This is a genomic window from Streptomyces sp. NPDC014006 (assembly GCF_043088925.1).
Taxonomy (GTDB): Bacteria; Actinomycetota; Actinomycetes; order Streptomycetales; family Streptomycetaceae; genus Streptomyces.
The window spans coordinates 257,136-278,264 of sequence record NZ_JBICAJ010000007.1; the positions used below are offsets into that span (position 1 = coordinate 257,136).

Below are 21,129 nucleotides of genomic sequence, written 5' to 3' on the forward strand. Positions count from 1 at the left end.
GCACTGAGGGCCGTCGCGGGGTCGGCCGCCATCCCCGCCCCCCCTCCCCCCTCTCCGGCCCGCCCCCCCCCCCCCCCCCCGTCTCCGCCCCCGTGGGCGCCGCACGTCAGCCCGCCGGGTCCAGGAGGATCTTGCGGACGCCGTCGGCGCGGCCCGCGAACAGGTCGTACGCCTTGGGGCCCTCGGAGAGGGCGAAACGGTGGGAGACCACGGCTTCCGGCTTGATGCGGCCGGCCTGGGCGAGGGCGATCAGGGGAGGGAGTTCGTAGTGGACCGAGCAGAGGCCGATGGCGAACTCCAGTTCCTTGACCTGGGCCAGTCCCATGTGGAGGGGGAACGCCTTGTTCTGGCTGACCCCGATGACGCTGACCCGGCCGGCCTGGCGGACGGCCTTGAGGGCGAGTTCGATCGTGGCGTCCGAACCCACGGCCTCGACCACGGCGTCCGGTCCGCGGCCGTCCGTCATCTCGCGTACGGCCGTGCGCGCGTCCTCGCCCTCGACCGGCTCGACACCGAAGGTGGCCGCGAAGGCACGGCGTTCCGCGACCAGGTCGGCGCCGAGGACACGGGCGGCGCCCATGGCGAAGGCGGACTGGGCGGCCATGAGGCCGACCGGGCCGAGGCCCACGACGAGGACGGTCTCGCCGGGCTGGATGCGGGCGCGGCGGCAGCCGTACCAGGCCGTGGGGGCGTTGTCCGTGAGGACGACGGCGGCCTCGTCGGAGATGCCCTCGGGCAGGTGCACCAGGTTGACGTCGGCGTGGGGTACGGCCAGCGCTTCGGCCTGGCTACCCGGCAGTTGGGGGCTCACCCCGTAGCAGAGTTCGACGCTGGACTTGGCGCGCTCGCAGCGGGCGGTGAACCCGGCCGCGCAGGAGCGGCACTGGGCGCAGCCGACCGAGGCGGGCACCAGGACCCGGTCGCCGGGCTTGAACCGGGTGACCTGGCCGCCGGTCTCGACGACCACGCCGACGCATTCGTGCCCGGGTGTGTAGCCCGTTTCGGGGCTGAACGGGTTGCCGTGGTAGATGTGCAGGTCGCTGCCGCAGATACCGGCGGTGGTGACCTTGACGACCGCGTCGGTGGGGCTGGTCACGGCCGGGTCGGGGACATCCTCGTAGCGGATGTCGTGGCGGCCGTGGTAGGTCAGTGCCTTCACTGGTCTTCTCTTCCCCTCTGCCCTACGCGTCCGCGTCCGCGACCTGGAGCACGAGCTTGCCGTTGTTCTCGCCGCGGAACAGCCGCATCAGGGTCTCGGGGAACGCCGCGACTCCCCCGGGCACCACGTCCTCCAGCGACTTCAGCCGGCCCTGCGATCGCCACGCGGCCAGTTGCCCGATCCCCTCGGCGTACCGGTCGGCGTAGTCGAACACCACCATGCCCGTCATGGTGGCGCGGTTGACCAGCAGCGACATGTAGTTGGCGGGGCCTTGTGGCGTGGTGTTGTTGTACTGGGAGACGGCCCCGCAGATGACGACGCGGGCACCGCGCGCCAGACGCAGCAGCACGGCGTCCAGGACGTCGCCGCCGACGTTGTCGAAGTACACGTCGACGCCGTTCGGGGCGTGCTCGCGCAGCGCCTTGCGGATGTCGTCGGTCCGGTAGTCGATCGCGGCGTCGAACCCGAACTCGTCGACCACGAGCCGGCACTTGCGCTCGCCTCCGGCGATGCCGATGACCCGGCAGCCGAGGATCTTGGCGATCTGGCCGACGACGCTGCCGACGGCCCCCGCCGCCCCGGAGACCACGACGGTCTGGCCGGGCTCGGGACGCCCGATGTCGATGAGACCGAAGTAGGCCGTCAGCCCCGACATGCCGAGGGTGCCGAGGTACGTCGGCAGGGGGGCCGCCGCCGGGTCGACCTTGGTGACGCCGAGGCCGTCCGACAGGCAGTACTCCTGCACGCCGAAGGTGCCCGACACATGGTCTCCGACCGCGAAGCCGGTGTGCCGGGAGGCGATCACCTGGCCGATCGCACCGGCGCGCATCACTTCGCCGATCTCCACCGGGCGGATGTAGGACCTGCCCGCGTTCATCCAGCCGCGCATCGCCGGGTCGATCGACAGATAGAGCACCCGTACCAGGAACTCCCCGTCGCCGGGCTCATCGATCACCTCGTCGGTGTGCGCCCAGTCGGTGGGCTGCGGCTCCCCCACGGGGCGTGCGGCCAGGCGCACCTGGTGGTTGGCTCTGCGCATCTCGGGCTGCTCCTTCGGTGGATCGGGCCGGCTGCCACGCCGCCCTGGTCGTCGCGGGGCACCCGCGCCCCCACGGGCATACCATCCAGTCGGTATGCTCGTGAGGGTAGGGTGCCGTTCCTCCCAGAGCAAGCAGATCACCGCAAGGGAGGTGAACCGGGCAGGTCAGCCCACCAGCTCCGCGCTGCCGGCCGGCTCGCGCCGGTCCTGTCCGTTGACGCGGTGCCGTTCGATGGACGAGCGCCGGTACACCTCCTGCCGCACCCGCTGGATCTCGCCGAGGGGCCGGTGCTCCTCGCGCGATCGCCAGGGTGTGATCGACGTGGTGTCGGCGGCGGCCAGGTTGTCGTCCCCGCCGACGTCCTGGCGCGGGAGATCCACCCGGGCGACCGTCACCCAGGGAGACAGGTCTTCGGGCCACTTCACGGAGGTGTTGTCCACCGGCATCCGGGCCAGATCGGTGTTGAGCTGCACCTGGAGCTCGAAGGAGTGGTCGCGCTCCGCGGCCTCGGCCACCAGGGTGCGGCGGAACGCCTCGTTGTCCGCGCGCACGTCCACGATCTGGTGGGTGAGGGCGGACAGGGACGCGGCCGTCGGCACGGTACGGATCTTGGCGATGTGGTCGCCGTACCGGAATGCGCCCATGCTGTTGTAGGTGTACGACAGCAGGTTCCGGCGCGGGACCGCGGTGAACGACAGCATGGCGAGCAGTTCGTCCCACAGCCAGCTGCCGGGATCGGTGAGCGTTCCCCGGCGGGTCAGGAACTCCGCCATCCAGGTCTTGCGGCGGGCCGGGTCCACCAGTGCCTCGGGCAGTTCGGCGAACAGGTCTTCGATGACCATGTAGTCGTAGGCGGTGTTCGCGAAGAAGACCTCGTTGTTGATGAGGTTGAGGTCGAAGGTGCCGCTGTCGCGTTCATCGTCCAGCAGCGAAGGGCCGGGAACGCCGAACAGCTTGATGCCCATGCCGCACGCCGCGCCCAGTTGGTGGTCGGGGCGGTGATGACCCAGGCCGTTGGAGTAGCGGACGACGGCGTCGTACACGGCCGGGCGGGCGAAGAGGCCCTGGCGGTAGAAGCCGGTGTTGTCACCGACGGTGACCGTGGCCTTGAGGAGGCCGTAGGTCTTCCCGTGGGCCGTGCGGACGGCTCGACCGACGGCCTGGCGCTCCACGGAGGCGTGGGTGCGACGCGCCACCTGCTGCACGACCTCGTCCAACTCCTGCTGGTAGGTGGGGCGTTCGATGGGACGGTAGTCCTCGTGGCGTATGGGGTTCACGTTGCCGCCTTCCTGTGTCGTGGCGTCCTGCTCCAGACGTTAGTCTGCAACTTAATTGCGCACAATCTAACTTGTTGTGATGCACCACACGTCGGCGGGCAGACCGTGGAACGTCACGGCACCCCCCGGGGCCATGGCGAACGCTCCTGGCCGTTGGGTCCCGGGCGGGGTGGGTCTATCGTCGGAATCATGGGGGCAGGACGAGGAGGGCGGCCGGTGATGCCACAGGACGAGGCCGTGGTCGGCTGCACAGGGACGGTACTCATCGGAACGCGCGGATCCGCGGGTCCCGGTGAGATCCTGGTGCGGGTCAGAGGCGGCTCCGAGACGTTCCTCGCCTGGTCGGAGAACCCCCTGTCCGCGGGCGCGACGGTGCTCGTGATCGAATCGCGGGGATGCCGTGAGGTCGGCGTCATCGAGTGGGTGGATCCATTGGACGCGCTCGGCGGCAACACCGCCGACGCCGACTGAGGAGTACAGGCATGTTCGGATACCGCGTCCCCGCCCCCGACGAGGCGATGTTGATCTCGGGAGGCAGGCGGGGCCTGGGGGGCGCGCCGTTTCGCGTGGTGACGGGGCACGGCAAGTTCGTGCTCCCGGTCTTCCGCAAGGTCCGCTTCCTCACCCTGTCCATGTGCGAGTCCGAGGTCACCGAGACCTGCGTGACCAGGCAGGGCATCGCGTTGCACGTCCGCGCGGTCATCGCCTTCAAGGTCGGCAACGATCACGAGAGCATCATCAACGCGGGTCAGCGGTTTCTCTCCGACCAGGAGCAGATGTCGGTGCTCACCGGGCGGATCTTCGCCGGCCATCTGCGGGCCATCATCGGCTCGATGACGGTCGAGGAGATCGTCACCGAGCGGCAGAAGCTCGCCGCGGAGGTCCTGGACACCTCCAAGACCGAGATGGCGAAGATCGGTCTGACCGTCGACTCCCTTCAGATCCAGTCGATCGACGACGGTGACACCGGCTACATCGACGCGATGTCCGCGCCGCACAAGGCAGCCATCCAGCGGCAGGCCCAGATCGCGCAGGCGCAGGCCACCCAGGCCGCGGCCGAGGCGGAGCAGGCGGCGGCCCGCGCGCAGGCCGAGTACGCCAGGCAGACCGCCATCGTCAAGGCCGAGTACTCGGCGGAGGTGGACCGCGCTCAGGCGAAGGCCGCGCAGGCCGGACCGCTGGCGCAGGCGGACGCCCAGCAGGAGGTGCTCGCCGCCCAGACGGAACTGGCCCAGCGGCAGGCCCAGTTGCGCCAGCAGCAGTTGGTGGCCGAGATCGTGAAGCCCGCCGAGGCCGAGGCCGAGCGGGTCAGGATCCTCGCGGCCGCCGAGGCGCAGCGGATGAAGGTTCAGGCGGAGGCGGCGGCCTCGTACGACCGGGTCGCGCTCGACCGGATGCTGATCGACCAGCTCCCGCAGATCGTCAAGGAGGCGGCGGGCGGCCTCGCGGGCGCCAACGTCAACGTCCTCAACGGGGCGGACGGCCTCGGCGAGATCGCCGCCGGTCTGGTGTCCCAGGGTCTGACGATCCTCGACTCGGTCCGGCAGAACCTGAACGGCCAGGACTCCGACGGCCACCGCCCCGACGGCCGCCGCCCGGAGGAGAGCGAGGACAGCGGCCTTCTGCGACTGGCCGCCGGCAAGGAGCAGAAGCCGAAGGACGGCCGGGTGGACGTCGACTGAGCGCGGCAGCGGGCTTGTTCACCTGCGCGAGGCGTCCGATCGGCAACGGCCGGGCCCGGTCACCCGTCACGTTCGGTCAGTAGCCGTGGCCCGGCCAGTGCGGGTCCGTCCAGCGGGCCTCGCCGGTGAGCCCGAGCAGACGTATCCGGTGCCGCAGATCCGCCGGTGCGCCCGACTCGCGCAGCCGCGCCGCGGCATGGCCGAGGAGCCAGGCGACCAGTTCGGCGCGCATCTCCTCCTCGTCGTGCTCGTACCAGTGGACGCTCCACGGCAGGCTGTCTCGCAGCAGCTCGGACTCCCACTCCGCGGCCGCCTCGGCGAGATGCCGGTCGCTGAGGTGTCCGGTGTGCTTCTCCCAGTCGGCGAGCCAGGGGGCGAGCGTTCCGGATGCCTCGGCGCACATCGCGAAGACCTGGTGCGCCGGAACTGCGGCGTCCGGATCGGTGAGGCTCTGCGCCCACCAGGCGTGCAGGAACTCCCGTACCCGCTCGGCGTGCTCGTCGGGCCACTGCTGCCAGCGGCCGCGGGCGAAGGAGTAGCCGGCCTCTTCCAGTCCGGACAGGGGCTCCACGCGACCGGCGGCCAGCGCCCGGGCGAACTGCGGCAGGATGCGGCGCAGCACGGCCGCGTGATCCATCCAGTCGATGGCCTGCCAGGTCCGGCGCAGGAGGTCCGGCTCCAGTTCCACGTCCGGCGTCTTCAGAAGGGCGAGCTCCTCCGCGCTGCCCCAGTGGCATACGCAGTTGCACTCGTCCGGATGCGCGGTCATGCCGCGAAAGGTGACGGAGAGGCTGTCCAGGGCGGCGCTGAGGCGGCGGCGTGCGGGATGGTCGGCGAGCTGCATGATGTTCCCGGCCTTCGAGGACTCCGTGCGGCTTCCGCCGGCCGAAGACCGGTACCTTACCCGGTGACGCGGGGCCCTGCAGCGGCCGCCCGCTTCAGAGGTGCCGGTCGATCCTCTTCTCCTGCTCCAGCTTCTCCAACTCCGCGTCGGAGAGCGGGTGCAGGGTGTCCAGGAGTCGCCGGAGCCCGGGCTCGGCGACCGTCTGGCTGGTGACCTCGAACTCCGCTCGGCCCTGGCGGCGGGTGAGGCTGATCTCGTGGGTTCCGCCGGCGAAGTCGCGGATCCTGACCATGTCGCCGTGCGCGTCCACCGTGCAGGTCACGTTCTTCTCGGCGGGCTCGGGGCATCGGGGGGTCGTGGTGGACGGTGGGCGTACGACGAGCCCGGCGTAGCCCGTCTCGTAGCCCTCACGGATCGGGCGGTAGTCGACGATGAACGTGGCAGGGCCGACCTCGGCATGGGAGACCTGCAGGCCCGGCGGCGCGTCGCCCAGGAACAGGAGCTCCGGATGCTCCCGGTACCGCGCGGCTTGCGCCTCCTCCTCGCCCTGCCGTGCCAGCGCCGGGCCGACGAAGCCCCCGTAGGCCACCGCGCCCGCCAGCGCGGCCAGCGCCCCGAGCCGCACCCACCTGCTCGGCACGAAGAACGCCGCCGCCACGGCGTAGGGCACCCCGGCCAGTGCGATCCGGGTGCCGGCGCTGCCGAGGTCGACGTCCCGGCCGTAGGCGACCAGGCCCGCCACGACGCCGAGCGTGCCGAGGACGAAGACCAGTACGGCCCAGCCCAGCCGCCGCGGCAAGGAACCGTACAGCGGCAGCACGGTCCTCATCGGCAGGGCCGAGATGGTCAGCAGGCCCACGACCAGCGGCACACCGAGGACGAGGACCAGGACCGCCGCTCCGAGACCGTCGGCCCAGCCCGCCGCCAGCAGCCCCACACCGAACACCGGCACCGCAGCCGCCGTCATCGCCCAGACCAGGAGGAGATGCAGCGCCGTCAGCGCCCCTCTGCCGCCCTGCATGTCACGGAGCCTGTCCTTCATGCCACGGAGCCTGTCAGGCGCCGCCGCGGCACCACATGAGTACGCGTACTCAGCTGACCACCTCGCCGCGCACGCTGATCATTTCGCTGCAACGGAACGCAGCCGGTCGGCGAGTGCGGCGAAGCCGGAGTCCTGGAGCCCTCTGCTCGGGTCAACGCGATGAAGCCCGCGTGGGCTTGGGTCGGCGCCGGCCTCCGGCCACTGCATCACGGGCGACTTCGGCAGACCGATGAGGGGGCGCTCCGCTGCGCAGGTCACACGCGCACGATGGTCCCGGCCTCCCGCTCCGTCCGCCCCGCCTGCTCTCCCCCGCGTCGCCGCCCTAGGCTGCTGCTCATGGTCCACGATCTGCAGCAAGCCACCGAAGAGGACATGGAGTTGGTCGAGTTCGCTCGGCGCATTGTGGAGGACAACGGGGACGGGGAGGTGCACACCGTCGGTGCCGCCGTGCGCGACGTGAGCGGGCGGGTGTTCGGGGGGATCAACCTCTACCACTTCACCGGTGGGCCCTGCGCGGAGCTCGTCGCCCTGGGGCATGCCCGTGCCGCGGGGGCGCGTGAGCTGGCGGCCATCGTCGCCGTCGGAGACAACGGGCGCGGAGTGCTGGCGCCGTGCGGGCGGGATCGGCAGGTTCTTCTCGACCATCATCCGGGCATCCGTGTCCTCGTGCCCACGGACGAGGGGATCCGCAGCATCTCCGTCGCCGGTCTGCTGCCGCACAGCTATGTGTGGGCCGATCAGGACGTCTCCGGAGCGGGGCGCGCCGGGACGGTGACGCAGTCACTGGCCTTCCACCGGGACTATCTCGACGCCGTCCGCTCGGGGCACAAGACGACCACGGTGCGGCGAAGGACGACCGTCGCCACGGGGCCGGTCGACCTCGTCTTCGAGCTGGAGGAGGACCTGGTGCTCCCGGGCGTCGTGACGGCGATCCGTCACAAGACGGTCGGTGAGCTGACCGAACAGGATGCCGTCGCCGACGGGTTCCGCGATCTCGCGACGCTGCACGAGCGGCTGCGCTACCACTACCCAGGCATCGCTCCCGGTGATGACATCGCCATCGTCCACTTCCGCTTGGCCGACGCCTGAACCCCCGCGCGAACGTGCTCCCTCACCCACTTGGCGACCCCCGGGTGCCCCCGGTGCCGCTCCCTCAAGCACGGGAGCGGCGCCGGCCGTGGCCCTGAGGTTCGGTTACGACGACGGCGGCGCGCTGCGGCTGAGCCATTCCGGTGCCTTCGGGCTGGGCGCCGCGACCACGGTCACCCTGCTGCCCGGCGAACGGCTCGGCATCGTCGCACTGAAGGCCGACGACGTCTGCACGGGCGGCACCTTCACCTACCGCACCCAGGGCGAGAACGCCGTGGGCCTGTCCGGCGTCACCTTCCACGTCGACTCCGGCAAGGCCGCGAGCGTCACCGTCGAACATCTCGACGCCAACGAACTGGGCACGTTCACCCGCTGACCCCGACACCCGGCCCCACCCGGCACCTGCCTCCCCGAACCCGCTTGCCGGACGGGCGAGTTCGCCGGCCTCGCCCTCACGGCCGGTGCGTGGTGAGGTCGGCGACTCCGGTCGCCCGGACGTACGTCCCCCGGCACGGCATCCACAGTCCGACGACCACACCGGGGATGCCGGCCTCGCGGCGGACGTCCTCGATCGCCTCGTCCAGGCGGGTGGTCAGCTCGCGGCCGAGGCCGTGCGGTCAGCCCTGGTCCTGGTTCTGGTCCTGGTCGTGGGCGTCGTCGCACCCGGCGTGAGCGGCTGCGGGAGTCACCGCCGTCGGGGCCAGTGCCGACGCCACGAGCGCGGTGGTGAACAGGCGTCGGAGGGGATACGTCGCATGTCGGGGCGCCTTGTCGGGGAGGGGGCTGAGAAGGCAACGGCACCATCCGGGAACCGGAGGCAGCGCGTCCTGGGGTGCGCCGTCCTCACGAGTCCACGCGTTCGGTCCCCCGGTTCTCCGCGACGGGGTACCGACGTCATCCTCGATCGCTACGATGCGCGCCGGGGTCGCGGCCCAGGGGGGCGCGGAAACGTTTCCGGAGGGGGATTTCCTGTGTTCGTGCTGTTCATCCTGCTGCTCATAGGCGCCGTCGTGCTCTTTCTCGTCGGGCGCAGACGTGACGAGACGGGCTGGAGGATCGGGGCCGCGCTCAGTGCCGTCGCCGGACTGCTGGCCGGAGCGTTCGCGTGTGTCCACGTCGTGAGCGCCTACGAGGTCGGCGTCCCGGTGACCTTCGGGAAGATCGGTGCGCCGCTGACGTCCGGCGTCCACTTCAAGTCGCCGTTCACCGACGTCACGTCCTTCTCCACCCGCCCGGTCGACCTCGACCTCAACGGCAAGGACGTCGTCGAGGTCCGTTCCTCCCAGGGCGGTGTGCTGTACGCCGACGTCACCATCAAGTGGGCCGTGGTGCCGGCGAAGGCGGTCGAGCTGTACCGGCTGGCGGGCAGCGAGGACGCCGTTGAGCAGCGGCTGGTGCTGCCCGACAGCCGCGAGATCATCCGCAACGTGTTCGCGAAGCACACCAGCGAGGAGGGCTACGCCTCCGCCCGCGAGCAGATCGGCGCCGAGATCGCCGACCTCGTCAAGCAGCGGCTGGCGCCACGCGGGATCGACGTCACCACCGTCAACCTGCGCAATGTGCGGCCGTCGGACAAGCTGCAGGACCAGATCGACAAGAAGATCCAGCAGGAGCAGGCCACCGAGCGAGCCACCGAGGCGGCCCGCACGGCGAAGGCGGAGGCCGAGCGCAAGCGGATCGAGGCGGAGGGCATCGCCGCCGCCAACAAGATCATCGAGCGGTCGCTGAGCGACAAGGTGCTGTACAACCAGTGCCTGGAGGCCTACAAGGAAGCCGCGAAGGCCAACCCGGTGTACGCCGTCCCGTGCGGCACCGACGCGAACGGCACGCCGGTCATCGTGGACGGCAGCAAGAAGTGACGCCACGAGTCGTCATGGCGCCTCCGCGCGCTCCTCGTCGAGCAGCACTCCGCCCGGTGCGCCCGCCGTCCCGGCCCGCGCCAGCCACGCCGTCACCGTCAGGGAGGTCAGGGACAGCAGGGCCATCGCCGAGGCCGGGGACGTCAGTTGGGCCAGCGTGCCCGCGAGTGTGGCGCTCGCTCCCTGGAGGGTGAGCATGCCCGCCGAGTGCAGGCCGAGTGCGTGGCCGCTCAGGTCGTCGGGGGTGAGCCGCATGAGGCGTTCCTGCTGCAGCAGGCTCGCGCTGAAGCCCGCCGACGCCGTCGTGACCAGCACGGCCGCAAGCCACAGCGGGGGGTGCAGGGCAAACGCGGCGTAGGGGGCCGCCAGCAGGACCAGCAGGGGGGTGATCAGGCGGGGGCGCAGGACGGGCGGCACGAAACGGCCCGCCGCCAGGTCACCCAGCAGCATCCCCAGCGCCGCGCACGCGAACAGCGTGCCCGCCGACGCGGGGGTGTACGGGACGTACAGGGACTCGCAGCCGACGATCAGGCCGTTCGGGATCCACAGGCCCAGATACGTCAGGCGGCGGGGGCGGGACCGCCACAACGTGCCGTTCGTCCGCCAGGTGGTGCTGACCGACGGGCGGCCCGTCGCCCGCGGGGGCCGTGCGGTCAGCCCCCAGCGGGTCGCCGCCGCCGACACGACGTACAGCGCCGCCGAGAGCAGCAGGGTCGTGTGCGGGCTCAGGTACGCCAGCAGGGCCCCGCCCAGGCCGTAGCCCGTGATCTGCATCAGGCCGCTCATCATGGTGAACACCGAACGGCCCAGCAGATAGCCGTCCTTGGTGAGGATCTGGTTCAGCAGGCCCCAGCGCACTCCGCCGCCGAGCGACGCCACCAGGCCCTGCGTGAGGATCACCAGGAACACCGACCAGATCGGCAGGGCGGGGATCGCGAGGAGGGCGGTGCCCGCCGCGAACGTCAGGGAGATCGCCGTCAGTGCCCGCCGAGGGGGCAGGCGGTCCGCGCCCGACAGAAGCAGGGTCGCGCCCAGGACCTGGGCGAGGGACGGGCCGAACATGCTCACCGCCGCCAGCAGCGGTGAGTCCGTCGCCCGGTACACCAGCGTCGCCAGTGCCAGGCCGCCGGTCGTCTGGGCCGCGGTCAGGGCCGCGCTGGACAGGAAGAGCGGGGTGAACTCGGGGGTGCGGAACAGGTCGCGGTAGCTGCGCATGCCCCACAGGGTCGAAGCTGCCGGGGGTGCGGCCGTACTCTTTCGCCCACACGCGAAAGGTCGGGTGGCACGCGAGAGGCCGGTGGGGCATGGGCTGGTGGCAGGTCAACGCGGACACACTGGCCGGCAGCCGGTTCGTGATCTCACCGCTCGCGGAGGTCTTCGCCTCCCTGACACTGCTGCACTCGGCGAGCGGGTCCCATCCCGGGGAGCAGGAGTGGCTCCGCACCCACCTGCCCGCCTACCGCGCCCTGCTGGCCCGCGACAGCGTGACCGCGTCGCTGGTGCGGGCCGGGCTCGGCCGGGAGTGGATCGCCGACTTCCTCACGCCGACGCCGTACGACGGGGAGGACTTCGGCGACGCCGTCGCGCGGGTACGGCAGGTCGGGGGCGCGCGGGCACGCGCGCATCTGCGCATGTCCCTCGCCGGGGCGCTGCCCGCCGAGCTGGAGCGTGACGATCTGCCCGAGCGGGCGGCGGCGCTGCTGGAGTGGGTGTGGGAGGAGACCGTCCTGACCTGCTGGGAGCGGCGCCGGCGGGTGCTGGAGGCCGATGTGGTCGCACGGACGGCGCAGGTCAGCCGGGGTGGCTGGGCGGCGGTACTGGACTCGCTCCGGCCGGGGACACGGTGGCTGGGCGAGAACCGGTTCCAGGTCAATCCGCACGAGTACCCGCCGCGCGAGATCGCCGGCGCGGAGCTGGTGTTCGTGCCGGTCACCCCGCGCACCGGGTGGGTGAGCTGGGAGGACGGTCGGCGGTACGCGGTGGTCTATCCGTGTGTGGGCGCGCTGGCCGGGGACGGCGGGCCCCGGGTGCCGGCGAGTCTGGGCGGGCTGCTGGGGCCGGGGCGGGCCGCGGTGCTCGTGCTGCTCGCCTCGCCGATGAGCACGACCCAGCTGGTCGCCGTCACCGGTCAGGGGCTCGGATCGGTCGGGCGGCATCTGCGGGTGCTGCGGGACGCCGGTCTGGTGCTGCGGCGTCGGGCGGGGCGGTCGGTGCTGTACACGCGGACGGCGGCGGGGGACGTGCTCGTCGAGGCGGCGGGCGCCCGCCCCGAGGCCCCCACCGGTGACCCCTCCACGCCCGCCGCCATCGTGTAACCCCACCCCGCTAGGCTCCGCTCATGACTACTGACGCCTCCTCCCCCCTCGACGTCGAGATCGGCGCCCTCACCGGTGGGCCCGCCGACCTGAAGAGTTACGCCGGGCAGGTCGTGCTCGTCGTGAACGTGGCCTCCAAGTGCGGGCTGACCCCGCAGTACAACGGCCTGGAGAAGCTGCACGAGCGGTACGCCGAGCGCGGCTTCACGGTGCTCGGCGTGCCGTGCAACCAGTTCCTCGGGCAGGAGCCGGGCAGCGCCGAGGAGATCGCCGAGTTCTGCTCGGCGACGTACGGCGTGACCTTCCCTATGACCGAGAAGGTCGACGTCAACGGCGAGCACCGGCACCCGCTGTACCAGCGCCTCGTCGGGGCCGCGGACGCCGAGGGGCACAGCGGGGACATCCGCTGGAACTTCGAGAAGTTCCTGATCGGGCGGGACGGCCAGGTCGTCGCCCGCTTCTCGCCGCAGACCGAGCCGGAGGCGGCGGCACTCGTCGCGGCCGTCGAGAAGGCGCTCGGCTAGCCGGACCGGGTTGACCTTGCCCCTGGGGCAAGGACCAGCGTTCCCGTCACCGGGCCAGGTGCGCCCGGTGACGGAGGATGGCGTCGTGGACGACGACCTGCTGACGATCGGCGCGTTCGCCGCGCGGGCCCGGCTCTCGCCGAAGGCCCTGCGGCTGTACGACCGCCTCGGCCTGCTGCGCCCGGCACGCGTCGACGGGGTCAGTGGCTACCGCTACTACCGCGGCGGCCAGATCGACCGCGCCCGGACGGTCGCGCTGCTGCGGCAGCTGGACATGCCGCTGACCGTGATCGCCGAGGTGGTCGAGGCCGCCGAGCGGGACGGGGGCGCGGCCGCCGACCGGCTCGGCGCGTACTGGGCCGGCGTCGAGGAGCGGATCGCGCGGCAGCGCACACTCGCCGGGTTCCTCCGTGGACGACTGTCCGGAAGGGGATTCGAGATGTACGACGCGTTCGAGGTGGAGACGGTCGAGGTGCCCGCGCAGGTGGTGCTCGCCGAGAAGCGGCACACGCTGGCGGACGAGCTGCCCGCGTGGATCGGGGCGTCCATGGGGCGGCTGGGGGCAGCGGCCCGGGAGTGCGGTGGGGTCGTGGCGTCGCCGTTCGTCGTCTACCACGCCGAGGTGTCCATGGAGAGCGACGGCCCGGCCGAGTCCTGTGTGCCCGTCGCCGACGAGGAGGCGGCCCGGGCGTGGGCGGCCGCCCGCGGGCGGGCCTGGGAGACGGTGGTACGGGTGGAGCCGGCACGCCGGCTGGCGTACACGCGGATCACGAAGGCGCAGGTCGCGCACCCGCAGATCCTCGCCGCCTTCGAAGCGGTGGAGGCGTGGATGAAGGAGCGGGGGCTGGAGTACGACGGCCCGTGCCGGGAGATCTACTTCGCCGACTGGGACGCTGCCGGCCCCGAGGACCCGGTGTGCGATGTGGCCTTCCCCGTGCGGTGACCGCCGGGTGTCACGGCTGAACCGGCTTTCCCCGGACGGGACTATCGGGTCCGGCGGGGAAAGCCGAGCCCTCTCGGCAAGGACGGCGAGCTCGTCGAGAGGGCCCTCTTCGTGGCGCTGTGTCGTGGGGGGTACGCGGGTCTCAGGAAGACCCTCCCCTCAGGACTTGACCGCGGTGACGAAGGCGCTCCACGCCTCGGCCGGGAAGGACAGGATGGGCCCCTCGGGGACCTTGGAGTCCCGTACGGCCATGGCGGCCACGACCGGCGACTTGATTTCGACACACGCGCCATTGCCCGTGGAGTAGGAGGACTTGGTCCACGAGTCCGTGGCGCCCTGACGAATTGCCATGTCTGCTCCGTATTGCCTGAGGAGGGTTGTTCGAATCACGCCAACCTTGTTGCCTGATTGGCGTGATCGACGCTACTCGTCCCCCTCGGGTCGCGAAGCGACTATTCACTCGTTGGACGGCATATTCCAGAGGAGACTTCCATCCCGGCCGTTGACTGGTGTACCGTGCGGCACTTTCAACGGCCGGGCCCGCACAAGGCGGTCGTCAGCGGGCGTACTCCTTGGCGATCCGCGAGATGTACTGCAGCGACTGGTCCACGTTCAGCGCCTGCGCCCGCAAGTGCTCGTACATCATGGCGTACTTGTGGACGTCGTTCGGCTTCTCCAGGTAGAGGTCGCTGGTGACGCCCTCGATGTAGACGACGCTGGAGTCCGCGGCGTCCGGGAACTCCAGGATCGCGTACTGGCCGTTGAGGCCGGGATGGGCGCCCATCTCGAACGGGATGACCTGCACGGTGACGTGCGGGAGCTGCGACTGCTCGACCAGGTACTCCAGTTGGTCGCGCATCACGGACTCGTTGCCGACCACTCTGCGCAGCGCCGCCTCGTCCAGCACCGCCCACAGCCGCAGCGGGTTCTCCGGCGCGGTGATGCGTTCCTGCCGGCGCATGCGCACCTGCACACGCTTGTCGATGTCGGCCTGCGCGGTCTCCGGCAGCGCGCCCGCGATGAGCGCCTCCGCGTACTGCCGGGTCTGCAGCAGACCGGGCACCACCTGCGGGTCGTACACCCTCAAGCTCGCCGCGTCCGTCTCCAGCCCGATGTAGACGCTGTAGGGGATGTCTCCGAAGGTGTGCCACCAGCCCTGCTGGCGGGAGTCCTTGGCCATCTGCATCAGCGAGTCGACGACCCGCTGGTCCTCGACCTCGTAGACGCTGCACAGGTCGCGGACGTCGCGCTGGCTGATGCTGCGGCGGCCGTTCTCCAGCCGGCTGATCTTCGACTGGGAGACGAGGAGCCGCTCGGCGACCTCCTCGGCCGTCATGCCCTTGAGCTCACGGAGCCTGCGCAGCTCCTGGCCCAGCCGGCGCCGCCTGACAGTGGGATTGACATTGGACGCCACGGGACGTGCACCTCCGGCTGCGTGCCTGTTGCTAGCAACTTTGCGTATCTGCTGTTGAGCAGACTGCCACCAAGCGGGTTCCTACCGCTGCCGAACGGTGGATATGCGGCGAAGACGCGTACGGGCCCTCGCACGTGGGTACGAGCCGGCCTCAGCGGTGTGCGTGCGGGCATGCGTTCGCGCGGGGCGGCGCGGCCGGGCCCTTCGAGGGCGTACGGCCGAGCCACCCCGCGCGGACGCGCGGCTCCCGAACGGGTCCTGGTGGTGGCGCCGGAGGGCGCCGGTGGTGCGGTGCGGTGCCGTGACCGCGGCTCAGTGGGCCACGACGCGCGCCATGCCGGCCCGGTGCGGCTGCACCGGAACCCCGTGAGCGGGTTCCGTCGCCGACCGGGCTCCGCCGGCCTGCCGGCTGGGGGGCGCTCCGCGGCGTGGCTGTGCCGCCGCGCCGTTCTGCACGTCCATGACGGCGTGCGCGACCAGCCCGCCCATGGGGTCGTGCCGGATCAGGTCCCGCAACCGGGAACGGGACGAACGGCCCTCGTTGCCCGGGTACAGGTGCTTGCCGAGACCGACCGCGTGGGCCAGGGCGGCGAGCGCCGCGGTCCGCGGGTCCGGCGGTACGCCGGTGCGGATCGCCGAATCCAGCCGGGCCCTGATCTCCCGGCTGATCTCGTTGTCCGTCGCCTGATAGCGCGTCGTCGGCAGCACTCCGCACATCTGGCCCTCGACGGCATGCACCATGCCGCACCGCTCCAGATGCGAGAGGTAGGTCTGGCGGAGCCCGAGACGCGGCCCGCCGATCCAGTGGACGGCCCGTACCGGAGCGCCGCGCCTTCGCAGCAACTCCAACGCGCAGTCCAGAGTTGGATCTCCTGTCGGCCGTGGTACCACCACGGCGATACGATCCCCGTCTGGGGCTATCCGTCCGGCCAGCGCCAGCTCCACTAGCTGTGCTCCGGCCAGACCCAGGTCGAGCGACTGCGGCTGTGCAGTGGTACCCGTGGTCGGGTCCAGTGCCAGCAGCAGAAGCTCCTCCGGAAGTGTTCTGCGGCTCCTGCCCATCCATGCCTCCCCGCGTGGATGAATGACAGGGTGACCCCTCTCACATTGGTCTGTCGAGGGTGCGTGACCTGTTTGTAAGGGAACCGGCAGGTATGTCGTTCTCGTCCTACGCAGAAGTCAGGCCCGCAGACAGGACACTGGTACATGGTTCGGACAGTGCCGTGGGGCGATGTCCGGGCGGCGGTTCACGGTTTCGGCAGACGCACGGAGGGCGTGCGGCGGCGTATGGAGGAGGCATCGGTGGCGGGCGAGTCCCCCGACAGGTCGAAGCAGCGCGAGTCGTCGGCAGAACCGACGCCGGGGAGCGCGACGTCGGTTCCCGAGGCCCGGAACGAACGTTCCGGCGACTCCGCCGCGGGGGGCCCTGACCCTCGGCTGGCGGTGGCCCGCGAGGCCGAGCCGCCCCGCGGGGGTGTGGACACGGCCACCCGGGTGCTGTCGGTGCGCGACCTGGCGGAGGACGCCGGGGAGAGCGAGGCCGACGGCGATTCCGAGGCTGGTTCCGAGGGCGCCTCCGCGGGTGATTCCGAGGGTGGCTCCGAGGGCGGGGCGGACGGCGAGGAGACGGCGGCGGCCCCGGAAGACGACGCCTCCGACGACGCGCCGCGGGGCGGGACGTCGGACGACGACGCGCCGGAGGACGAAGTTCCGGAAGGCAGCGCGCCGGAGCACGAGACCCCGGCCGATGACACACCGAAGGACGAGGCTCCAAAGGACGAGGCCCCGGACGGCGACGCCTCCGGTACGGACGGCGACGCTTCGGGTACCGGAGGTGACGCGCGGCTGCGTGAGGCCGTGGCGGCCTGGGTGAGGTCGGCGGACTCCGACGGTGGTCCGCCGGAGGCGCAGGGCTCCGAGGGGTCGGAGAAGGCCGTGAAGGCCCCTGCGGAGGGCGCGGAGGGTGCCTCGGCGGACGCCGGGGCCCCGGAGAAGGCCGCCGAAGGCGAGAAGGCCGACTCGCGTACGGCGGACGAGGCCGGCGCCCCTGCGGACGCCGAGGATGCCGAGGACGCCGCCGCCCCCGAGGACACTCCCGCCGGCAAGGGCGGCGATCAGCCCACCACCATGCTCAAGATCGGCGACGCCCCCAGGGCGCGCGTCGGCAAGGGCAACGTCGACCAGCCGACCACCATGCTGAAGCTCGGCGACGTCAAGCCGAAGCCCGCCGGGCAGCCCAAGGACGCCGAGGACAGCACGTCCGGCAAGTCCGCCAAGGACGGCAAGTCCAAGGACAGCCCGTCCGACAAGGCCCCCGAGGACGCGAAGTCCGCCGAGTCCGAGGCAGAGCGGACCAGCAAGTTCGTCGCGCTCAAGCCCCTCGACGACCCCTCGACCCGTAAGCCCTCGCGGCCCGCGCAGCCGCCCGTGAGCGAGGCCACGACCGCTCTGCGCCGGGTCACCCCGGACGCCAAGCCCGCCGGCGCCAAGCCCGTGCCCGCTCCCGCGGAGCCGAAGGCGGCCGCCCCGCAGGCGGCCCCCGCCGAGGCCACCGCGGCCATCCCGCAGGTCGGCCCCGAGCGCACCACGCAGCAGCCGCTGCCGCCGAAGCCGCCGCTGGACCTGCTGGCCGAGCTGACGAACACCCCGCCGCCGCCGCAGACCCCGCTGCGGACGGCGGTGCGCCGGGTCAAGATCTGGACGCCGCTGGTCCTGCTGCTGGTGATCGTCTTTGCGATCGCGCAGGCCGTGCGTCCGCTGCCGACGCCGACGCTCGACCTGACTGCCCAGGACAGCTACACCTTCGACGGCGGCAAGGCCGCCATCCCGTGGCCGGCCTCCGGGCAGGCCGCCCTCGATGTGCAGGGCATCGGCACGTTCGGCTCGTCGGGTGACCAGAAGCCCGTGCCGATCGCCAGCGTCGCCAAGGTGATGACCGCGTACATCGTCCTGCGCGACCACCCGCTCAAGAGCGGGGCCGACGGACCGAAGATCGGCATCGACCAGACCGCCCAGGCCCAGTCCGACGCCGGTCAGGAGTCGACCGTGCATGTGACCGCCGGTGACTCGATCACCGAGCGGGAGGCGCTGGAGAGCATCCTCATCGCGTCCGCCAACAACGTGGCCCGTCTGCTGGCCCGCTGGGACTCCGGCTCGGAGCAGGCGTTCGTGGCGAAGATGAACACCACCGCCAAGAGCCTCGGCATGGCCGACACGACGTACACCGACCCCTCGGGTCTGAACAACACGACGGTCAGCACGGCCGTGGACCAGGTGAAGCTGGCCAAGCAGGCGATGGAGCAGCCCGCGTTCCGCGAGGTCGCGGCGATGATGGAGTACGTCGACTACAAGGGCGTCAAGCACCCCAACTGGAACGGCCTGGTCGGTCACAACCACGTCGTCGGCATCAAGACCGGCACCACCACGTCGGCGCTCGGCAACCTGGTCTTCGCGGCCAAGAAGGACGTGAACGGTGTGTCCCGCCGGATCGTCGGTGCGGTGGTGCGCCAGCCCGCCGGCGGCCCGGAGAACACCATTCTCAGTGCCGCCCTGGACGGCGGCGACAAGCTGATCCGTGCCGCACAGGCGGCGCTGCAGTCGAGGACGATCCTGAAGAAGGGCGACGTCGTCGGCTACGTGGACGACGGTGTGGGCGGCCGGACGCCGGTCGTCGTCACGCAGAACGTCACGGCGGTCGGCTGGGCCGGGCTGAAGGTGAAGCTGTCGTTCGCGGCGGACGCCCTGCCGCACACGGCGAAGGCCGGTACGAAGGTCGGCACGCTCACCGTCGGTGACGGTTCGAGCGAGGCGGTGAAGGTCCCGGTCGCCCTGCAGAAGGACCTGACCGAGCCGGGCTTCGCGGCCAAGCTGACCCGCCTGGGCTGACGCCCCGGCACGCGCGGGCCCGCTCACCCGGGCCCGCGCCCGCCGTCGGCGGAGCAGCACGGCAGAGCCCCCCGGCCGGGTGCGTGCTAGCGTCCCGAGACGGGACGGGTCGCGGTCGCGGCCGAGAACAGAAGACGGGAACTGGGAGTGCCTTCAGGTGGCCACAGCGGAGCCGACACGCGCCGACGACGCCGGTACGGGATCGAGTACCGGCCCTCGAATAGCGCTGCCTGAAACAGGCCCGTCCGGCGGCGGCGACGACCGCCGTGACCGCTTCCGGTCCGCCTTCCTCGCGCTGCGGGAGCGGATGCTGCGCCACCCGGTGCTGTGGGTCACCGCCCTCGCGGGCGTCCTGCACATCGTCTGGTTCTTCACCTTCGCCAACAGCGGCGGCGATCTCGCGGCGCAGGACGCGTGGGCGGAGTTCGTCGGCCGGCACCCGGACTCGGCCTACAACCTTGCCTGGTACGGCGGTATGCACCCGGTGTCGTACAGCGTGGTGTCGCCGTATCTGATGTCGGTGCTCGGCGTCCGTACGACGATGATGATCGCCGGTACGGTCTCGGCGGGGCTGCTGACGCTGATCCTGATCCGCAGCCGCGCGGTGCGCAATCCGCTGTGGGCGACGATGGCCGGGGTGTTCGCCCTGATCTGCAACGCCATCTCGGGGCGGGTCACCTTCGGTCTGGGCATGATGTTCGCGCTCGGCGCGGTCGCGGCGGTCTTCTGCTGGCCGTACCGCTGGCGCCACAAACGCTGGGCGAAGGCGCTGTGCGCGGCGCCGCTCGCCGCGCTCGCGACGATGGCCTCGCCGGTGGCGGGGCTGTTCGTGGGTCTGGTGGCGGTCGCGCTGTTCCTGCAGAAGCGGCGGCCGGGCGCGTGGGCGCTGGGGATCGCGCCGTCGGCGGTGGTGGCGGTCTCGGCGTGGCTGTTCCCGTTCTCCGGTACGCAGCCGATGTCGTTCGGATCGGCGTCCCTGCCGCTGCTGTTCTCGGCGATCGTCTACTTCGCCGTCCCGCGTACGTGGCGGACGGTCCGGTTCACGGCGGCCGTGTACGGGCTCGCGGTGCTGCTGGTGTGGCTGATCAGCTCGCAGATCGGCTCGAACATCACCCGGCTCGCGATGCTGTTCGCGGGGGTCGCGCTGGTGGCGGCGCTGCCGTTCACCGTGCCGAAGTCCCGCAAGTGGTACGCGGTGGTGGTGGCCTTCGTCGGCTTCGTCGGCTGGATCGGCTACAAGACGGTCGACGACATCATCCACACCGCTCCGGCCGCCAACTGGTCGCGTGAGCTGGCCCCGCTGGTGAACCAGCTCCAGCAGGTGGGCGCGGAGAAGGGCCGGGTGGAGGTCGTCCCGGCGCGTTCGCACCGCGAGGCGTCCGCGCTCGCGCCGTACGTGAACCTGGCCCGCGGCTGGAACCGCCAGGCCGACATGGAGCGCAACCCGCTCTTCTACGACGACACCCTCAACTCGGCGAACTACCACGAATGGCTCCAGCGCTGGGCCGTGCACTACGTGGTCGTGCCGAAGGACGAGCCGGACGGCGACGGCGGGCAGCGCGAGCGGGCTCTGGTGCAGCGCGGGCTGCCGTATCTGCAGCAGATCTGGGGCGACGACCAGTGGCAGCTGTTCCGGGTCACCGACCCGGCGCCGCTGGCCGAGCCGGACGCGGTCGTGGTGCGCGCCGAGCAGGGCGAGATGACGATCCAGGTGAGCAAGCCGGGCCGGATCCTGGTGCGCATCCCGTACTCGCCGTGGCTGAGCATCGTGGACGCCGAGGGCAAGAGCCTGAAGGCGCCACAGGAGACGGACGCCTCCAGGCACCGCGCCGAGGGCACGCCGAAGTCGTACGACAACGTCAACGGCTGTCTGATGCAGACGGACGAGGACGCCGACGGCGACAGGTGGACCGTGCTGCTGGCGCCGAAGGCGGGCACGTACCGGCTGGCGGCGCCCTACCAGCTTCCGCGCGGCACGCCCTGCCCCGACGAGCTGAAGCAGATCGTGCGGACGCCGTAGGAATCGGGCGGGGATCAGGCGGGAACCAGCGTGGAC

Annotated in this window: 19 protein-coding genes; 10 read left to right on the forward strand and 9 right to left on the reverse strand. The window is 71.5% G+C overall.

The window, feature by feature from the left end:
- Positions 1 to 106: 106 nt before the first annotated feature.
- The 3 genes from ACF1GV_RS24560 to ACF1GV_RS24570 form a co-directional block, all read right to left on the reverse strand.
- A complete protein-coding gene (locus tag ACF1GV_RS24560; protein WP_391684587.1) occupies positions 107 to 1,159 on the reverse strand; it encodes an alcohol dehydrogenase catalytic domain-containing protein in 1,053 nt (350 codons plus the stop codon).
- A 22-nt stretch (positions 1,160 to 1,181) separates the two neighbouring features.
- Complete coding sequence (locus ACF1GV_RS24565; RefSeq protein ID WP_391684590.1) at positions 1,182 to 2,198, reverse strand: NADP-dependent oxidoreductase; 1,017 nt, start codon at positions 2,196 to 2,198, stop codon at positions 1,182 to 1,184.
- A gap of 165 nt (positions 2,199 to 2,363) precedes the next feature.
- Positions 2,364 to 3,476, reverse strand: coding sequence for a catalase family protein (locus ACF1GV_RS24570; protein ID WP_391684593.1), 1,113 nt, complete (start codon positions 3,474 to 3,476; stop codon positions 2,364 to 2,366).
- 219 nt (positions 3,477 to 3,695) lie between these two features.
- Between ACF1GV_RS24570 and ACF1GV_RS24575 the strand changes: the two genes are divergently transcribed.
- The gene (locus ACF1GV_RS24575) at positions 3,696 to 3,947 is read left to right on the forward strand and encodes a hypothetical protein (protein ID WP_391684595.1); all 252 of its coding nucleotides are present in this window, start codon (positions 3,696 to 3,698) and stop codon (positions 3,945 to 3,947) included.
- Positions 3,948 to 3,958: 11 nt separating this feature from the next.
- The gene (locus ACF1GV_RS24580; protein WP_363263448.1) at positions 3,959 to 5,158 is read left to right on the forward strand and encodes an SPFH domain-containing protein; all 1,200 of its coding nucleotides are present in this window, start codon (positions 3,959 to 3,961) and stop codon (positions 5,156 to 5,158) included.
- Between the two features lie 76 nt (positions 5,159 to 5,234).
- Here ACF1GV_RS24580 and ACF1GV_RS24585 read toward each other — a convergent pair whose 3' ends face one another.
- Together ACF1GV_RS24585 and ACF1GV_RS24590 are read right to left on the reverse strand one after the other, a co-directional pair.
- Positions 5,235 to 6,002 (reverse strand): hypothetical protein, encoded by a 768-nt coding sequence (locus ACF1GV_RS24585; RefSeq protein WP_391684598.1) that lies wholly within the window; start codon positions 6,000 to 6,002, stop codon positions 5,235 to 5,237.
- Between the two features lie 94 nt (positions 6,003 to 6,096).
- Complete coding sequence (locus tag ACF1GV_RS24590; protein ID WP_391684601.1) at positions 6,097 to 7,044, reverse strand: hypothetical protein; 948 nt, start codon at positions 7,042 to 7,044, stop codon at positions 6,097 to 6,099.
- A 336-nt stretch (positions 7,045 to 7,380) separates the two neighbouring features.
- Between ACF1GV_RS24590 and ACF1GV_RS24595 the strand changes: the two genes are divergently transcribed.
- The 3 genes from ACF1GV_RS24595 to ACF1GV_RS24605 all read left to right on the forward strand — a co-directional run bounded on the left by ACF1GV_RS24595 (position 7,381) and on the right by ACF1GV_RS24605 (position 9,992).
- A complete protein-coding gene (locus ACF1GV_RS24595) occupies positions 7,381 to 8,133 on the forward strand; it encodes an ASCH domain-containing protein (protein ID WP_391684603.1) in 753 nt (250 codons plus the stop codon).
- 88 nt (positions 8,134 to 8,221) lie between these two features.
- Positions 8,222 to 8,509 carry a hypothetical protein gene (locus ACF1GV_RS24600; RefSeq protein WP_391684606.1) on the forward strand — a complete coding sequence of 96 codons (288 nt, stop codon included), beginning with the start codon at positions 8,222 to 8,224 and terminating at the stop codon, positions 8,507 to 8,509.
- A 601-nt stretch (positions 8,510 to 9,110) separates the two neighbouring features.
- A complete protein-coding gene (locus tag ACF1GV_RS24605; RefSeq protein ID WP_391684609.1) occupies positions 9,111 to 9,992 on the forward strand; it encodes a prohibitin family protein in 882 nt (293 codons plus the stop codon).
- 12 nt (positions 9,993 to 10,004) lie between these two features.
- Here the strand turns inward: ACF1GV_RS24605 and ACF1GV_RS24610 are convergent, their stop codons facing one another.
- Positions 10,005 to 11,207, reverse strand: coding sequence for an MFS transporter (locus ACF1GV_RS24610; protein ID WP_391684612.1), 1,203 nt, complete (start codon positions 11,205 to 11,207; stop codon positions 10,005 to 10,007).
- Between the two features lie 89 nt (positions 11,208 to 11,296).
- Here ACF1GV_RS24610 and ACF1GV_RS24615 point away from each other — a divergent pair, with 89 nt between their 5' ends.
- The 3 genes from ACF1GV_RS24615 to ACF1GV_RS24625 all read left to right on the forward strand — a co-directional run bounded on the left by ACF1GV_RS24615 (position 11,297) and on the right by ACF1GV_RS24625 (position 13,774).
- Complete coding sequence (locus ACF1GV_RS24615) at positions 11,297 to 12,307, forward strand: ArsR/SmtB family transcription factor (protein ID WP_391684614.1); 1,011 nt, start codon at positions 11,297 to 11,299, stop codon at positions 12,305 to 12,307.
- A 23-nt stretch (positions 12,308 to 12,330) separates the two neighbouring features.
- Positions 12,331 to 12,831: a glutathione peroxidase gene (locus tag ACF1GV_RS24620; protein ID WP_391684616.1), complete on the forward strand. Its 501-nt coding sequence runs from the start codon at positions 12,331 to 12,333 to the stop codon at positions 12,829 to 12,831.
- A 67-nt stretch (positions 12,832 to 12,898) separates the two neighbouring features.
- A complete protein-coding gene (locus tag ACF1GV_RS24625; RefSeq protein ID WP_391684619.1) occupies positions 12,899 to 13,774 on the forward strand; it encodes a MerR family transcriptional regulator in 876 nt (291 codons plus the stop codon).
- 159 nt (positions 13,775 to 13,933) lie between these two features.
- On the opposite strand, the gene ACF1GV_RS24630 is transcribed toward ACF1GV_RS24625, so the two are convergent.
- The 3 genes from ACF1GV_RS24630 to ACF1GV_RS24640 form a co-directional block, all read right to left on the reverse strand.
- Entirely contained in the window at positions 13,934 to 14,125 is a 192-nt protein-coding gene (locus ACF1GV_RS24630; RefSeq protein ID WP_363263461.1) for a DUF397 domain-containing protein, read from the reverse strand.
- A gap of 205 nt (positions 14,126 to 14,330) precedes the next feature.
- A complete protein-coding gene (locus ACF1GV_RS24635; protein ID WP_363263462.1) occupies positions 14,331 to 15,188 on the reverse strand; it encodes a helix-turn-helix transcriptional regulator in 858 nt (285 codons plus the stop codon).
- A 312-nt stretch (positions 15,189 to 15,500) separates the two neighbouring features.
- Positions 15,501 to 16,250, reverse strand: a complete 750-nt coding sequence (locus ACF1GV_RS24640) for a GPP34 family phosphoprotein (RefSeq protein WP_391684623.1) — start codon at positions 16,248 to 16,250, stop codon at positions 15,501 to 15,503.
- 225 nt (positions 16,251 to 16,475) lie between these two features.
- On the opposite strand from ACF1GV_RS24640, the gene ACF1GV_RS24645 reads away from it, so the two are divergent.
- Both ACF1GV_RS24645 and ACF1GV_RS24650 read left to right on the forward strand, forming a co-directional pair.
- Positions 16,476 to 19,073 (forward strand): D-alanyl-D-alanine carboxypeptidase, encoded by a 2,598-nt coding sequence (locus ACF1GV_RS24645; RefSeq protein ID WP_391684626.1) that lies wholly within the window; start codon positions 16,476 to 16,478, stop codon positions 19,071 to 19,073.
- 157 nt (positions 19,074 to 19,230) lie between these two features.
- The gene (locus ACF1GV_RS24650; protein ID WP_391684628.1) at positions 19,231 to 21,093 is read left to right on the forward strand and encodes an MFS transporter; all 1,863 of its coding nucleotides are present in this window, start codon (positions 19,231 to 19,233) and stop codon (positions 21,091 to 21,093) included.
- The last annotated feature ends 36 nt before the right edge of the window (positions 21,094 to 21,129 follow it).